Here is a 15854-nt window from a genome sequence, read left to right as displayed (position 1 = left end):
CTAAACTTGGCCGCAGGTTACTCCCGGGTTACATATTCACGCGACCCTCTGGACGGTTGATGTCTGCCCCAACCACCGATCAGGGCCTACACCGGCTGCCCGCGCTCGACGCCGTACGGGTGATCGGCGCGCTGGCCGTCGTCGGGCACCACGTCGGGTTCGCCACGGGCGCGAACACCAACGACTCGGGGCTGGGCAGCTGGCTGTCCCGGCTCGACGTGGGCGTCGCCGTCTTCTTCGTACTCTCCGGGTTCCTGCTCTTCCGCCCGTACGCGCACACGCTGGCGACCCGGCAGCGACCCCCGTCCGCCCGGCGCTACCTGTGGCGACGCGCGACCCGGATCCTGCCCGCGTACTGGGTGACCGTGGTGGTCTGCCTGCTGGTGCTGCCGCAGAACCGGCCGGCGTCCGCCGGCGACTGGTGGCGGCACCTGGCGCTGGTCCAGATCTACGAGCCCCGGCAGTTGCGGCACGGCCTCAGCCAGACGTGGAGCCTCGCCACCGAGGCGGCCTTCTACCTGCTGCTCCCGCTGCTGGCCGCGCTCCTGCTCGGCCGGCGTTGGCGTCCCGGCCGGGCGACCGCCGTCATCGTCGTGGCGGGGCTGGCGGTCACCGCCGGCTGGGTGGCCATGATGGGGCTCGGCCTGCTCGACCTGGGCCTGCACACCATGTGGCTCCCGTCCTACGCCGGCTGGTTCGGTGCCGGCATGGCGCTGGCCACCGTCCACGTGTCGCTGCGCACCGGGACCGGGCACCGGTGGCGGTGGCTGGACGACCTCGGCGCGGCGCCGCTGGCGTGCTGGTCGGTCGCGCTGGCCGCGCTGGCCGTCGCCACCACGCCGATCGTCGGGCCCAGGGACCTGGCCGAACCCACCGCCGCCCAGTTCGGGCTGAAGATGGCGTTGTACGCCGTGGTGGCGGTGATGCTGGTGCTGCCGGTGGCGTTCGGGCCGGACACCCGGACCAAGGCCGTCCTCGGCGGCGTCGTCGGCCGGTGGCTCGGTCGGGTCTCCTACGGGCTGTTCCTCTGGCACCCCTTCGTGCTGGAGGGGGTCTACGTCCTCACCGACCGGCCGAACTTCACCGGCGACACGGGCCAGATCTTCCTGCTCACCGTCGCCGGCGGGCTGGTCCTCGCCGCGCTCAGCTACTACGTCGTCGAGCGCCCCTTCCAACGCTGGAACGGGCCGTGGCCGCGCCGCGGCGGGAGCACGACCGAGAACCAGAGCACCGTCACGGCCGCGACCGCCGCCAGCTGAGGCACCGCGGCGGTGTGCCCGCCGCGGGTCACCGCGTACCAGCCGGCCAGCGCGAAGCAGCCCACCGGCAGCCAGCGTCCGGCCACCCGGTACAACCGGTGCAGCCGGCGCCGGTCCGGCGGGTGCAGCTGCGGCTCCAGCACGTGACCGGCCAGCACACCGGCCGCCGCCAGCATCGCGACCGCGACCGCCGCCAGGCCACCGAACAGCAGCAGCGCCGCCCCACCGAAGACCAGGGCGAGCAGTCGGTGCCGGCGGCGGCGCACCGGAGCCGCCAGCGGTGGCGGGACACGCCGGCTCGGCAACGCGGCGGCCACCCCGACCCCGCCCAGCAGGATCGCGCCGACGCCCAGCGCCGCGACGTAGCCGTCGTCCGGTGCGAACCGGAGCAGCACCTCGCCGGAGAAGCCGGCCGGCACCAGCCAGCCCTGCTGCCAGCCGTCCACCACGAACGGGGTGAGCCGCCTGCCGCCCGCGGTGGCCTCCCACCCCGCGTTGGCGTTCTCCCGCAGGGCCAGCACCCGCTGGCCCGGATACGCATCCAGGTGCAGCGACCGCCGGGTGGCCGCCCAGCCGTCCACCCGGACCGGGGTCTGGGTGGCCTCCGGAGCGCCCGCCGTGCCGGCCGCTCCGCCGTCGGTGGGCCCCGGGACGACGGCGTCGGGGGTGAGGACGAGCCGGGTCGGCGTTGCCAGGCGGCTCGCCGCCGCCACCACCCGCACCTCCCCGCCGGCCAGCGGCAGCGGGTCCTCCGCACGGGCCCCGCAGAGCACCGCGTCCACCTCGCGCAGTTCCACCAACTCCCGCCGGCTGGCCACCAGCGCCGTCCGGCGCCGGTGGGTCCCGACCTCGACGGTGGGCCCGGTGCCGCAGGGAAGCGTGACCTGCTCCTCCGGGTCGTTGCGCAGCACCGGGCCCTCGGGCAGCACGATCAGCTCGCCCACGCCGACGGGCAGGCTCCGCGACAACCGCCGGTACGGATCGAAGGTGTTGGCCGGCACGACGTCGGAGATCAGCACGGTGATCTGGTCGGTCTTCAGTGGCCGGTCGAAGACCAGGCTGCCGCCCTCGTCGAAGACGCCGCCGCGCATGCCGCCGTCCCCGATCACGGTCGCCTGCCACGGGCGGGCGGCCGCTGCCGTGGGTGGCAGGGTCACCTTCAGCCCGGCGATCTGGCGTGCCTTGGGCCAGGTCAGGCGCAGCCACGGTTGCCGGTCCGACGCGGCGGCGTACCACGTCGTCGCCGGGTCGCCGTCGACGACCGCGCCCGGCCGGGCCGCGGGGTGGGGAACGCCGATGCTGGAGGCGGCGACCGACGGGCTGATGCCGCGCGCGGCGGCCGCCTCGCCACCGCCGTCGAGCAACGCGTTCAGGTCGCTCCCCGCCCGGGGACGTACCCGCAGCGCCACGTCGTAGTCGGCGGCGATCGGCAGGCTCAGCGTCCGGTCGATCCGGTCGCCGTCCTCGGACTCCCGGGCGAGCCCGCCGTCGCAGATCGGCCGGCCCTCGTCGAAGACGCAGGGCGAGGCGCCGGCGGCGGCCGTGAGCACCACGGCGGCCGGGGCGGCGCTGGCCGGCGGCGCGGGCACGGCCAGGGTCCGCTCGACCCGCAGGCCGGGGATGGACAGCTCGGCGATGCCGACGCCGCCGAAGCCGGCCCGGATGTCGAAGACCTGGTCGACGGAGACCCGGACCCGGCGGGTCGGGTGGCCGGCGGGCACCGTGACCTGCACGCTCTGGCCCGGGTTCTCCACCACCGCCTGCTGGTTGCCCGCGGCGACGGTGATCCGGGTGGGCAGGGAGTCGGCGCCGGTGTCGAAGGTGATCCGCACGTCGCGGACCACCTGCGGCTCGGTCAACTCCACCTCCAGCCACTGCTCGGTGGCCAGGGTGCCCGGCGCCGAGCGCCAGGAGGTGGCGAGGCTGCCGTCGAGCGCCGCGTACGGCTGGTGCGCCGGCCGGCCGCCGACCAACGGCTGGGCGTCCGACCAGGAGCTCGACGCGGTCACCGACTCGATGCCGAGGTAGCGCACGGTGGTCGCCTGGTCCTCGCCCCAAGGCGGCAGGTAGTCCCGGGCGGGCGCGCCGAGCCGCGACTCGTCGGCGGGCGTCATGGTCGCCGAGGCGTTGTCGTGGGGTTGGCCGAACGCGACCTCACGCCGACGCAACCCGTCGGTGAGCAACACCCGGCTGCCGACCAGCCCCGCCGGCCGGTCCCCCGCCAGCACCGTCGGGGCGTCCGAGAGCCGGCCGGCCGCCGCGATCTGGAGCAGCGACTCCGGCCCGCCCACCACCGTGGTGAGCCCCTCCGTGTCGTACGCGACGACCGGGCTGACCGGCTTCTCGACCTTGTACACCTCCAGGGCCCGGACCCTCACGTCCAGCCCGTGGTCGACGAAGTTGCCGGGCAACTGGCCGCCGCCGACCTCCGGCCCGAAGGCGCGCACCGCACGGATGCCGGGCGAGCGTTGCAGCGCCTGCCGGACCACCACCGGCTGGGTGGCCCCGGAGCGCCCGTAGTCGAGATCGGAGCGGAGCAGCAGGTACCGCACGCCCGAGCGGGCGAGCAGGTCGGCCAGCCCGGCGGAGCCCTCGCCGTTGGCCAGCGCGGCCTCGACGGTGTCGAGCAGGCGGATCGTGCCCGGCGGGGTGAGCGGCACGGAGCTGCGCACCGCCCAACTGCTCTCCAGCAGGGGCTGGGTGACCTCGTCGCTCGGGCTGCCCCAGAGGTAGCGGGGGAAACGGGCGGCGGGCACCACCAGCACCCGGTCCGTGCCGAGGTTGCGGTCCAACCAGGATGTCGCCTGGTGCCAGTAGCCGGGCACCTCGCGGAAGCTGCCCTGGGCGGGCAGCCCGGCGGCCAGCGCCGGCGCGGCCACCCCGGCTACCGCGACGAGGGCGGTGCCGGTGACCAGGTTGGCGCGCAGCCGCACCGGCTGGAGCAGGCGGGGCAGGCCCGGGTTCAGGTCGGGCCGGTCGGCCGCCCGGGCCGCCCGCGCCACCAGCCCGAGCAGGTGGGCCAGGCCGAGAATGAGCGGCAGCCGGAGCACCACGTCGAACTTGTGCACGTTGCGCAGCGGTGCGCCGGCCGCGTCGAGGAAGTCCCGCTGCGTCTGCGCGCCCAGCCCGTCGACCGCGCCGACGTGACCGAGCCCGACCAGGGCCAGCCCGACCAGCAGGCCGGTGACCAGGAGAGGCCGGTGCGGCATGCCCCGCCGGGCCAGGCCGACCAGTCCGAGTCCGGCGACCACCAGGGTCGCGACGACCAGCGGTTGCTCGGTGGCCAGCCGCCAGCCGGCAGACCAGGGCGGCCCGTACGCGCCGTTGAGGTACGCGTGCCAGTGCGAGGCGCCGCGCAGCACGGTGGTCGTGTCGGTGGGTGCGGTGGTGACCGGCGCCGTCTCGATGTAGTCGAGGAACGGCGGGCTGTACCGGCCCAGCAGGAGAAGGGGCACCAGCCACCAGGCGGTCGCCGCGCCCACCGCCAGGCCCCAGGCGACCAACGCCCTGATCCGCAGCCGAAACGGGTGCAGGCCGACCAGCAGGAGGCCGGCCAGCGGCACGACGGCAAGTACCGCCGTCGCGTTGACGCCCCCGGCACACGCCACCACCAGCGCGGACCGGGTGACCGCGCGGCGCACCGACCCGCCCCGGGCCAGCCCCACCAGGGGCACCAGCACCCAGGGGGCGAGGGCGCTCGGCCACGCCTCCACCGATATCGGGCCAAGCTCGGTGACCAACCGGGGTGAGAGCGCGAAGGCCACCCCGGCGACCAGCCGGGCCCCCGGCGTGCCGATGTGCAGCCGCTCGGCCAGCCGGACCACGCCGGTGCAGGCCACCGTCATGAGCAGCGCCCACCAGAGCCGCTGCACCACCCAGGCCGGGATGGCGAGCAGCTTGCCGAGGAGGAAGAACGGGCCCATCGGCCAGAGGTAGCCGTACGCCTGATTCTGGAGCTGGCCGAAGGTCCCGTCCGGGTCCCAGACGTGCAGGGCGCGACTCAACCATCCGGCCGGATCGACCGCCAGGTCCACCTTGGTGTCGATGACGATCATGCCCGGATCCTGGAGGAACGCCAGGGCCGACAAACCGAGACAGACCGCGACCAAGCGAAGACGCCACACCCTCCTCGATGTGTCGTCCGGCCGATCGGTCAGCTCCGGACGGGCCGGCGCCTGCTGCATGTCGCCTCCGGTGGGGCATTGCGGGGGGCGTGACGAAGCCCATAGTGTGACGCGACGCGAAGACTACTCGGCAGTAGGAGTAAGTGTGGAAGCACCGCCTGCCGCCAACCGGCACGTACTTTTCCTCAACTGGCGTGACACCCGGAACCCGGAGGGCGGCGGCTCGGAGGTGTACGTCGAGCGGATCGCCGGGGAACTCGTACGCCGGGGCCACCGCGCCACGCTGCTCTGCGCCACACACTCCGCCGGTCCCCCCGAGGAGGTCACCGCCGACGGGGTGCGGGTGCTGCGTCGCGGCGGCCGGCACACCGTCTATCTGCGTGCCGCGTTGGTCTACCTGGCCGGAGCGCTGGGCCTCGGCCCGCTGGCCCGGCGCCGGGGTGGCCGACCGGACGTGATCGTGGACGTGGGCAACGGCCTGCCCTTCCTCTCCGCCCTGTACGCCCTCTGCCCGGTGATCGCGCTGGTGCACCACGTGCACCGGGAGCAGTGGCCCGTGGTGCTGGGCCGCTGGCTGGCCCGCTTCGGCTGGTGGGTGGAGTCCTGGCTGGCCCCGCGCGTCTACCGCCGGTGCCGGTACGTGACGGTCTCCGAGGCCACCCGCCGGGAGCTGGCCACCCTCGGCATCGACCTCGCCCGCATCGCCGTCGTGCACAACGGCACGCCGGACATGCCCGTCGGGCCGGTGCCGCGCACCCCGCACCCGTCCCTGGTGGTGCTCGGCCGGCTGGTGCCGCACAAGCAGGTCGAACTGGCCCTGCACGCGGTCGCCGGGCTCGCCGACGAGCTGCCCGGCCTCACCCTCGTGGTCGCCGGCCAGGGCTGGTGGGAGCCGCACCTGCGCCGGCTCGCCGGCGAGCTGGGCATCACCGACCGAGTCCGGTTCACCGGCTTCGTCAGCGACGCGGAGAAGGGGGAACTGCTGGCCAGCGCGTGGGTCGCGCTCACTCCCTCGCTGAAGGAGGGCTGGGGGCTGACCATCGTGGAGGCCGGGGCGGTGGGCACGCCGACGATCGCGTTCCGCGGCGCCGGCGGGGTCGAGGAAGCACTCGTCGACGGCGAGACCGGCCTGCTCGCGGCGGACGTCGACGACTTCGTCGCCAAGGTGCGGGTGCTGCTCACCGACGACGCCCTGCGTACCGCGATGGGCGCGGCGGCGCGGGCGCACGCGGCCCGCTTCACCTGGCCGGTCTCGGGCGAAAAATTCGCGGCCCTCGTGGCGAGGGCCGCGAACGTTCGGGCGGTGGTGCCGGCGGAGCAGATGGAGCCGGTGGAGCCGTCCTACCTCGCGCCGTAGACCAGCGGCTTGTTGGCGCCGCCGCTGCCGCCGTCCGAGCTGGTCCGCGCGGACTGCTCGGCCTTGGCGGCCTCGGACGACGAGGTGCCGGTGAGGGTGGTGGCCAGCGCCACCGACCCGAAGACGCCGAGAGCGACCGCGATCACTCCGGCGAGAACCAACGAGAGAGCACTGCGCATGGTGCTGACTTCCTCCTCGTGAGCTGCGTGCGCGGGACGTTACCACCAAGTAGCGACGGTGGGGAGGGCCGCGAGGACGATCGATACGGGCCGGTGGGCGCGCTCGCGGCCGGTCAGCCGCCCGCCATCGGGTTCTCGTACAGGGTCAGGTCCGTGCCGGCGTACACCTCGCGGAGCCCGACCAGCGTCGCCGGGTCCACCCGGTGGCCGCCGACCACCCGTTGCACCACCACCCAGCGCACCCCGGTGGCCGTCACCGGAGCACCGGTGGCGAGCACCCGCCGCACCTGCGCCGCCCGCGGATTCTCCCCGCTCACCTCGCTCGGGCCGACCCAGAGCGTGTCGTCGACGAGGACGTCGGCGTCGACGTAGCGGGGCAGCGGGTCGAGCGCCGTCCGACCACCGTTCCACGGGTACGCCCGGTAGGCCCCGAACGGCAGCGAGAGCACCTCGCCCGGCCGGCCGTCGAGGCGGGCGGCGACGGCGTTCCAGTCCGCCGGATAGGCCACCGGTCGCAGTCGGCCGGCCACACCGAACGCCAGGTCCGGCAGCACCACCACGGGCAGGACCAGCGCCCCGGCGAGCAACGCGCCCGCGCCCACCCGACCGGCCCGGCCCGCCACCCCGGCCAGCCGCTCCACGCCGAGCGCGAACCCGACGGCGACCAGCAGGGCGTACGGGACGAGGAACTTCTGCCCGTCGCGCAGCACCCCGGCCCCGGGCACGGTGGCCACCGACCACTCCAGCAGCCCGCTCAAGCCGGGCAGCACACCCAGCGCGGCGAGCAGGAAACCGCCGGCCGCCAGCCCGGCGAGCCGGTGCGCGAGCCCGCCCGACCACCGGCGGCTCAACGCCCGGTAGCCGAGTACCGCCACAGCCAGCACGACGGCGGTGGCCACCGGCGCCAGCGGGGACGAGCGACTCACCGGCGTCGTCTGCGCGTTCCAGATCCCGCCGGTGCCGGCCAGCGCGCCGAACGCGCCGCTCCAGTTCTCCGCCCGCGCCGCGAACGCCGCCACCCCGTCGGGGTCGGTCCGGGCATCCGCCCGGGTCAGGGCAGCCGCCACCAACCAGGGCGCGTTCAGCAGCAGCACGAGTCCCACCGCGGCCGCCCCGACCCGACCCCCGGCCCGCCTCGGCACCAGCACGACGGTGCTGGCCAGGGCGATGAGGCCGCCGGTCGGGGTCACCGCCGCAGACACGGCGGCCAGCACCAGCAGCGGCAGCGCCCGCCGCCCACCGGCCCGCAACCGGATCACCGCCGACACCAGCCAGGGCAGCGACGCGTACGCCAGCAGCAGACCCCAGTGCCCGATCAGCAGCCGTTCCGCCAGGTATGGCGTCCACGCGTACCCCACGGCGGCCACCAGCCGGGTGACCGGGTGCCGCGCCGGCACCAGCAGCCCGGCGCCGACGGTGGCGAGCAGCAGCACCGCGACCAGCACCAGCCGCTGCACCAGCCAACCGGGCACCACCTGACTGGCCAGCGACACCAGGGCGTCCAACGGCACCGCCCGGGGCAGCGAGTCGGACGGGACGACGAGTTCCGCGCGCCACGGCTGGTGCGGCACGAAGACCATGTCGTAACTGAGCACGTAACCGGGCGCCGCCAGCGGAGCCAGCACCAGCAGGGTGACGGCCAACCCGAGCCCGGCGAGCATCGACCTCTCCCGCAGGGTTGACCTCCTCACTACGCTGACCGGGCGTGGCACCGGCGTGGCGCCACTGTACGCGCGCCCGCCGCACAGCCGGGGGTGCCGGCGACCCGGGGCGGTGATGGGAACGGATTCGGACAGGCGCGGCCGGGCGACGGGTCTCGGCGCCGCAGGGGTGGCGGTGACGCTGGCCGGCGTCTTCGTCAACGGGCTGGCCTACGTGGTGCCCGTCCTCGGCGCCCGACACCTCGACCCGGCGGAGCTGAGCGCGCTGGCCACCCTCCTCGCGCTGGGCGCGATAGGCGGTGTGGCCAGCACCGGGCTGCAGATCGCGGTCGCCGTGCACCGGGCCCGCCACGGCCACGCCGCCACCACCCGACCGACCGTGCTCACGCTCGTCGTCACCGCCACGCTCCTCGCCGTGACACTGCCGGTGGCCGCCGTGCAGCTCCGGCTGGCCGCCCCGGCGGTGCTGCTGCTCGGCGTGCTCACCGTGGCGGTCGTCGCGGCCGGCCGCTGGCTCGGCGAGTTGCAGGGCGACCAGCGCTTCCTGCGGCTCGCCGGCGGCATGGCGCTGCTCGGCGCCGGCCGCTACGGGGGCATGGTGGCGGGGCTCTCGCTCGGCGGCGGGCTCACCGGGTCGCTGCTGGCCGGGGCGGTCACCGCGGTCCTGGTACTCGCCCTGCTGGTACGCCTCAACCGGGGCTCCGGCATCGACCCGACGGCACCCTCGCTCGCCACCCGGACCGTGCTCACCGCCAGCGGCGCCACGCTGGCGATGCTGGTCGTCTCGTACGTGGACCTGCTGCTCGCCCGCCGCTTCCTGCCGCCGGACGTCTCCGGCACCTACGCCGTCGGCACCGTGCTGACCAAGGGCGCCCTCTGGGCACCGCAGGTGGTGACCGTGATCGCGCTGCCCCGCCTGGCGAAGGGTGACCGCCGTGCCCTGGTCACCGCGCTGGCCCTGGTCGCCGGCGCCGGGGCGGTGCTGGTGCTGGGCTCGGCGCTGGCCGGCGGGCTCGCCTTCCGCCTGGCCGGTGGCCCGGCGTACGCCGGGTCCGGGCGCTACGCCCCGCTCTTCGCCGCCACCGGCGCCCTGTACGCGGTGGTCTTCATCCTGGTGAACGCCCGGGTCGCGGCATCGGCCCGGTGGCCCGCCGCTCCACTGTGGCTGTCGACGGTGGCGTACGTGGCGGCGGTCGCGACCGTCGTGCCACGGACCATCGCCGGGATCGCCGGGGCGGCCCTGGTGACGGCGGCGGTCACCGCCGTGGCGACCGGGCTGCTGACGATGACTCACGAACGCGGCGACAGGTCGAAACCCACCCGGACGGCTACTACCCACCCACCGGGAGCACGTGTCACAGTGCGGGACGGATGACCAGTAGACGGGGGTTTCTGGTGAGCGTCCGCACGACCACGACCGGATCCCGCCGACGCGAAGACCGGCCGCACACCCGCTGGCTGCTCGTGCTGTACGCCGCCGCGCTGGTGGTCACCCTGACCGCCGGCGTTCCGGGCCCTGCACGGGCCGAGGGCGGCATGTCGGCCGAGCGGCTCACCGCCCTCTTCGACCGCTACGGCGACACCTCGGGCAGGTGGAACGGCGCCGACCGGACAGCCTCCGTCCGACTCCCCGACGGCCGGCTGCTCTGGCTCTTCTCCGACACCTTCCTCGGCCCGGTCGATCCGGACGGCTCCCGGCCCGACACCGCGTCGTTCATCAACAACTCGGTGGTCGTGCAGCAGGGCGACGAGCTGCGCGAGACCGTGCACGGCGGCACCGCCGAGGAGCCCGCCTCGCTGGTGCCACCACCGGCTGCCGACCAGTTCTACTGGGTCGGCGACGCCCAGGTCGTCGGCCAGAGCCTTCAGATGCTGGTCAACCGCTACCGCCGGACCGGCGCCGGCCCGCTGGACCACGTCCTGCTGGGCACGTCGCTGGCCACCTTCGCGTTACCCGGCCTGGCTCCCACCACCGTCCGGCCGCTGCCGCTGGGGCAGCGGATCTCCTGGGGCTCCGCGCTGCTCCGCGACGGCGGGCACACGTGGATCTACGGGACCGAGGCGAGCGGCGAGACCAAGTTCGCGCACGTGGCCCGGGTCGCCGGGGACGACCTCACGGGCCCGTGGGAGTTCTGGACGGGCAGCGGCTGGGCGCCCGAGGTGGACCGGTCCGTCCGCGTCCTCAGCGGCGTCGGCACGTCGTACGGCGTGCAGCGGGTCGGGGACCGGTACCTGCTCGTGACCCACGAGAACAACCTCGTCTTCAGCGGCGACCTGGTGGCCTACTCCGCCGCCGGGCCGACGGGGCCGTTCGACGGGCCGGACTACCTGCACAGCGCCGCGGAGACCGACGCCGGGCACCTCATCTACGACGCCGACCTGCACCCCGACCTGGCCCGTCCGGGAAAGCTGCTGATCTCGTACAACGTCAACAACGTCGACGACGCGGTGACGTACGCCGACGCCGGCGTCTACCGGCCGCGTTTCGTCGAGGTCGACTGGCCCCGCCCCCGGCCGGACCGGGCCGACGTGCCGCCAGCCCCGGCCGCGCTCACCGCCGACGCCCGGGGTGCGGGCAACGCCGAGCTGCGCTGGCACCCCGTCAGGGCCGACGACGAGCCGCGTTACCTGGTCCACCGCCGAGACGTGACCGCCGGCCAGACCCATTTCGTCCGCATCGGCGAGCCGACCGCCGAGGCCCGCTTCTCCGCCGACTTCCTCGTCAACGGGCACGAGTACGAGTTCCGGGTGACCACGCTCGGGCGCCGGGGCGAAGGCCCGCCGTCGCCGGTGGCGCGGATGACCGCCACCGTGCCGCCACCTGCGCCGCCCGGCGGGCTGCGGGCGACGGCTGGGCGGACCGGGGACGTCGCGGTGCGCTGGGACCCGCTGCCGTTCGTCCAACTGTTCCGGCTGTACCAGCGCGACGTCACATCGGGTCAGCGGGCACCGGCCCTGGTCGGCACGTTCACCGGCACCAGCGCGACCGTCGACTCGCTGTGGCACGCGCGGACGTACGAATTCACCGTCGTCGCGGTCGGCGGCGGCGGGGACAGCCAACCCTCCGCGCCGGTCCGGGCCACCGCGTTCGTCACCCCGCCGGCCGCGCCGGCCCGGCCGACCGCCAGCCCCCAGCCGGACGGCGACATCCGGCTCAACTGGGCCGGCCTCGGACCGGGCGTCTCCTACCGCGTCTACCGACGGGACGTGACGGCGGGCGAGACCCGCCTCGGCTCGCCGTCGCTGGACACCAGGGCGAACCACCTCGCCCGGCATCTCCGACACGACCACGAGTACGAGTTCGCCGTCAGCGCCGTGAACAGCGGCGGCGAGGGGCCCCTCTCCCCGCCGGTCCGGGCCCGGGCGCGGTTCACCGCGCCGGAGGTGGTGCCGGCCGGCCTGCGGGTGACGAAGATCGGGCCGGGTCAGGTGGAGCTGGCCTGGCGCTCGACCAACCCCGGCGGATGGCACCGCGTCTACCGGCGGGACCTCACCGCCGGGGAGCGGGACTTCACCGAGGAGAAGGTGGCCGTGCAGGGCACCGAGGCCACGATCCACCAGCTGCGCAACGGCCACGAGTACGAGTTCGCGGTCGCCGCCGCCAACCAGGCCGGTCCGGGTCGGCTGAGCAGGCCGGTCCGGGCCACGCCACGGCTGCCCACGCCGGGCGGTCTGGCGGTGACGGCGAGCGGCAACGGTGAGGCGCGGCTGAGCTGGCGTCAGGCCGGCCCTGGCCTCGCCTACCGCGTCCAGCTCCGGGATGTCACGTCCGGCACGAGCTGGCGGACGGATCCGTACCCCGTGGCCGGAACCGACTTCACCGCCGTACTGCTGACCCGGGGCCACCGCTACGAGTTCCGGGTCGCTGCCACCGACGGCGTCGACACGGGCCCGCCGTCCGCGCCCGTCGCCGTGCTCGTGGAGTGAGTCAGGCTCCGGCGGCGAGCCAGGACTGGAGCAGGTGGTGGTCGATCGAGTCGACCCGACCGAGCGGCCGCCCGGCGGCCACCCGCTCGCGCAGCTCGTCCCGGGTGAACCAGCGCGCCTCCAGCAGCTCCTCGCCGTCCACCCGCACCTCCTCGGACGCGGCGGTGGCCCGGAAGCCCACCATCAGTCCCGCCGGGAACGGCCACGCCTGCGACCCCACGTACGTCAGGTCGGTCACCGTCACCCCGGCCTCCTCGGCCATCTCCCGCCGGACCGCGTCCTCCAGGCTCTCGCCCACCTCCACGAAACCGGCGAGCGTCGAGTACGCCCCCTCCCGCGCGCCCGCGTGCCGGGCCAGCAGGCAGCGGTCCGGGGCGCCGGGCACCTCGACCAGCACGATGACCGCCGGTTCGATCCGGGGAAAGAGGAGCCGGCCGCAGTCCGCTCCGGTGCAGGACCGGACGTGTCCCCCGCCCCGGGCCACGGTCGACGCCCCGCAGGCGCCGCAGAAGCGCTGCTGCCGGTGCCAGTGCAGCAGCCCCCGCGCGTACGCCTGGACGGCCGCCTCGGCCGGACCGAGCCGGCCGACCAACGCCCGGACGTCCACGGCGGCGCCCGCCCCGGCCGCCTCGACGGCGGCGGCCTCGGACAGGCCGGAAAGGTCCACCGCGAAGACGGCCGACCTGTCGTCGCCCATGCCCAGGAAGGCGGTCTCGTCGGCGACGGCGAGCACCCCGGCCGCCAGGTCCCCGGTCAACCGCACCGGCACGTCATCCGCGACCAGGCAGCGGTCCCGCCAGAACGGCAGAACGACGCTGCCCGGGTCGGCCAGCAGCGCCGCGATCCGCTCCGGGTCGGCGCGCAACTCCCCCGCCCGGTCCAGCCAACCGCCGCCGTACGCCAGGACCGCCTCGTCCGCTCGCATGCCCCTACCGTGCCATGGCCGCCGCCGCGCCCCGCGCCCGGGCTGACCCCGCCGACCCGCCGCGCGACACGCGTTGCCGCAACGGGAGGGGCGCAGACTGCCGCCGCGCCGGGCCGCCGGTTACCGTAGGTGTCTTCCGGGCGGGGCGAGCGCTCCCCCCTTTGTGGTATGCCCCGATCGAGGTGACCGTGACGCTGTACGGCGAGAAGAGCCCACCCGCCGACGACCGGCCCACCGTGCAGGTCACCGCGGTGACCTGGCCGGGTGACGAGCCGGCACCCGTCGTGCCCGCCGGCCGGCCGGGCGGGGCGTCCCGGTCCCGCCGGGTCCGCCTGCTGCTCGCCGCCGGTGTCGCCACGGCGGTGCTGGCCTCCGTGGCGGGAGTGGGCGCCTACGCGTACGCCGGTGACGTGCCCCGCGGGACGACGGTGCTCGGGGCGGAGCTCGGCGGCCGGAGCCGCGCGGACGCCGCCCGGGAACTGCGGGCGGCGCTGGACCGCCGCGCCGCCGAACTCGCGGCCCCCCTGTCGGTACGCGTCGGCGAGCGGACCGCCGAGATCGTCCCGGCCGAGGTCGGCCTGGCGGTCGACGTCGACGCCACCGTGGCGGCGGCGGCCGAGGCGGACGCGCACGCGGTCGACCGGCTCGTCGGGTCCCGCGCGGTGCAGCCGGTGGTGACCGTGGACGTCGCCCGGCTCGACACCGCCCTGAAGAAGGTGGTCGGCGACCAGGGCCGGAAGATGACGATGCCGGCGATCACCTGGAAGGGCACCACGCCGAAGGCGGTGCACCCGAAGCCGAGCCTCGCGCTGGATCCGGAGCGCTCCGCGCAGGTGGTGCGGGAGGGCTGGCTGAGCCGCCAGCCGGTGACCGTGCCGCTGGTCGAGACGCACCCGGTGACCACCGCCGAGGAGGTGGACCGGCTGGTCACCGAGCTGGCGGAGCCGGCCGTCGCCGCGCCCGTCACGCTCACCACCGACAAGGGCTCCGTGCAGATCCCGCCGAAGGCGATCGCAAGGAGCCTCCGGTTCACCGCCGACAAGGCCGGCAAACTGACCCCGCAGGTCGACGTGAAGCGGCTGCGCGCCGCGCTCGGCGACGACCTGGCGACGATCGAGATTCCGCCGAAGGACGCCCGGATGACCATCTCCGGGGGCAAGCCGAAGGTCGTCGACGGCAAGCCGGGGAAGCAGCTCGACAGCGGCGCCCTCGGCCGCGACCTGCTGGCCGTCCTGCCGAAGGCGGAGGACCGGAAGGTCACCGGCGAGCTGAAGCCGGCCGAGCCGGAGCTGACCGCGGAGAAGCTGGCCGGGCTCGGCATCAAGGAGCGGGTGTCCACGTTCACCACCCGGTTCACCGGTGGGCTCTCCTCGCCGCGCAGCCAGAACATCATCACGATCGCCAAGGACGTGGACGGCACGGTCGTCCTGCCCGGCGAGACGTTCTCGCTCAACGGGCACACCGGCGAGCGCGGCTACGCCCAGGGCTACCGGGACGCCCCGGTCATCCTGAACGGCAAGCTGGTGCCGGGCGTGGGCGGCGGCACCTCGCAGTTCACCACCACGCTGTTCAACGCGACCTACTACGCGGGCCTGGAGGACGTCGAGCACAAGCCGCACTCGTACTGGTTCAGCCGGTACCCGGCGGTCATCGAGTCGACCATCTTCTGGCCGGACCTGGACTTCAAGTTCCGCAACAACACCGAGTACGGCGTCCTGATCGACACCTCGTACACGTCCAGTTCCATCACGGTGTCCATCTGGAGCACCAAGATCTGGGACAGCGTGAAGACGGAGTACAGCCCGCGGCGCAACATCACCCAGCCGAAGACCGTCTACCTGGAGCCGGGCCCCACCTGCATCCCCGCCAGCGGCAGCCAGGGCTTCACCCAGGACGCCTTCCGGGTCATCAAGAAGGACGGGAAGGTCGTGAAGCGGGAGAAGTTCACCTGGCGCTACGACGCCGAGCCGCGCTTCATCTGCGCCCCCGAACCGTCCTGACGTCCGTCCCACTCCCGCACGTCGCTGCCCCGCCGGCCCCGCCGGCGGGGCAGCTCCTTTCCGGCGTACGCACACCCGCGCGGGCTCTGTTCTCACCAGGCGGCAGATCTCGGCCGGCTGCGTGACTCCTTCGCCGTGATCGATTGGGCGTGGTGTGGGGCTGCCTCAGTGCTGTTGGTGTGCTGCCCAGGTGGGCTGGGGGGGTGCTGCCTGGGCGTTTGTTGCGGGTGTCGAGTGGGGCCCTCTGCCTGAGTTCGTTCCCGTTGGTGTGGCGCCTCGGTGGTGGGGTGGGTGCTGCCTGAGCGTTTCTTGCGGTGTCGGGTGGGTGGGGTGGGGGGGGGGGGGGGGGGGGGGGGGGGGGGGGGGGGGGGGGGGGGGGGGGGGGGGGGGGGGGGGGGGGGGGGGGGGGGGGGGGGGGGGGG

General features: G+C 75.0%; 9 protein-coding genes. 5 read left to right on the top strand and 4 right to left on the bottom strand.

Going from position 1 to position 15854, the window contains the following annotated elements:
- The first annotated feature begins 59 nt into the window (after positions 1–59).
- Positions 60–1259 carry an acyltransferase family protein gene (locus ACZ6O2_RS15460; RefSeq protein WP_466023289.1) on the top strand — a complete coding sequence of 400 codons (1200 nt, stop codon included), beginning with the start codon at positions 60–62 and terminating at the stop codon, positions 1257–1259.
- Here ACZ6O2_RS15460 and ACZ6O2_RS15455 read toward each other — a convergent pair.
- Positions 1151–5443, bottom strand: a complete 4293-nt coding sequence (locus tag ACZ6O2_RS15455; protein WP_466023288.1) for an alpha-(1->3)-arabinofuranosyltransferase domain-containing protein — start codon at positions 5441–5443, stop codon at positions 1151–1153. The two genes, ACZ6O2_RS15460 and ACZ6O2_RS15455, sit on opposite strands and share 109 nt — an antisense overlap.
- A gap of 85 nt (positions 5444–5528) precedes the next feature.
- On the opposite strand from ACZ6O2_RS15455, the gene ACZ6O2_RS15450 reads away from it, so the two are divergent.
- Complete coding sequence (locus tag ACZ6O2_RS15450; protein WP_466023287.1) at positions 5529–6740, top strand: glycosyltransferase family 4 protein; 1212 nt, start codon at positions 5529–5531, stop codon at positions 6738–6740.
- Here the strand turns inward: ACZ6O2_RS15450 and ACZ6O2_RS15445 are convergent.
- The gene (locus ACZ6O2_RS15445) at positions 6725–6919 is read right to left on the bottom strand and encodes a hypothetical protein (RefSeq protein WP_350709619.1); all 195 of its coding nucleotides are present in this window, start codon (positions 6917–6919) and stop codon (positions 6725–6727) included. The two genes, ACZ6O2_RS15450 and ACZ6O2_RS15445, sit on opposite strands and share 16 nt — an antisense overlap.
- Before the next feature lie 113 nt (positions 6920–7032).
- A complete protein-coding gene (locus tag ACZ6O2_RS15440; protein ID WP_466023286.1) occupies positions 7033–8580 on the bottom strand; it encodes an MmpA family trehalose lipid delivery protein in 1548 nt (515 codons plus the stop codon).
- Between the two features lie 115 nt (positions 8581–8695).
- On the opposite strand from ACZ6O2_RS15440, the gene ACZ6O2_RS15435 reads away from it, so the two are divergent.
- On the top strand, positions 8696–9955 hold the full coding sequence (locus ACZ6O2_RS15435; RefSeq protein WP_466023285.1) for a polysaccharide biosynthesis protein: 1260 nt from the start codon (positions 8696–8698) through the stop codon (positions 9953–9955).
- Positions 9952–12507 carry a fibronectin type III domain-containing protein gene (locus ACZ6O2_RS15430; RefSeq protein WP_466023284.1) on the top strand — a complete coding sequence of 852 codons (2556 nt, stop codon included), beginning with the start codon at positions 9952–9954 and terminating at the stop codon, positions 12505–12507. The genes ACZ6O2_RS15435 and ACZ6O2_RS15430 overlap by 4 nt, the downstream gene beginning before the upstream one ends.
- 1 nt (position 12508) lies before the next feature.
- Here the strand turns inward: ACZ6O2_RS15430 and nudC are convergent, their stop codons facing one another.
- Complete coding sequence (nudC, locus tag ACZ6O2_RS15425; RefSeq protein WP_466023283.1) at positions 12509–13432, bottom strand: NAD(+) diphosphatase; 924 nt, start codon at positions 13430–13432, stop codon at positions 12509–12511.
- A gap of 182 nt (positions 13433–13614) precedes the next feature.
- On the opposite strand from nudC, the gene ACZ6O2_RS15420 reads away from it, so the two are divergent.
- Entirely contained in the window at positions 13615–15432 is a 1818-nt protein-coding gene (locus ACZ6O2_RS15420; protein WP_466023282.1) for a VanW family protein, read from the top strand.
- Positions 15433–15854 lie beyond the last annotated feature (422 nt).

The sequence above is a fragment of the Micromonospora sp. NPDC048040 genome (genome assembly GCF_055587185.1).
This window is presented reverse-complemented; position numbering and strand designations above follow the sequence as displayed.

What these genes read in the sequence shown, in the direction of transcription:
- ACZ6O2_RS15460 (WP_466023289.1), top strand. Translation starts at nt 60, where the DNA reads ATGTCTGCCCCAACCACCGATCAGGGCCTACACCGGCTGCCCGCGCTC.
- ACZ6O2_RS15455 (WP_466023288.1), bottom strand. Translation starts at nt 5,443, where the DNA reads ATGCAGCAGGCGCCGGCCCGTCCGGAGCTGACCGATCGGCCGGACGAC.
- ACZ6O2_RS15445 (WP_350709619.1), bottom strand. Translation starts at nt 6,919, where the DNA reads ATGCGCAGTGCTCTCTCGTTGGTTCTCGCCGGAGTGATCGCGGTCGCT.
- ACZ6O2_RS15440 (WP_466023286.1), bottom strand. Translation starts at nt 8,580, where the DNA reads ATGCTCGCCGGGCTCGGGTTGGCCGTCACCCTGCTGGTGCTGGCTCCG.
- ACZ6O2_RS15435 (WP_466023285.1), top strand. Translation starts at nt 8,696, where the DNA reads ATGGGAACGGATTCGGACAGGCGCGGCCGGGCGACGGGTCTCGGCGCC.
- ACZ6O2_RS15430 (WP_466023284.1), top strand. Translation starts at nt 9,952, where the DNA reads ATGACCAGTAGACGGGGGTTTCTGGTGAGCGTCCGCACGACCACGACC.
- nudC (WP_466023283.1), bottom strand. Translation starts at nt 13,432, where the DNA reads ATGCGAGCGGACGAGGCGGTCCTGGCGTACGGCGGCGGTTGGCTGGAC.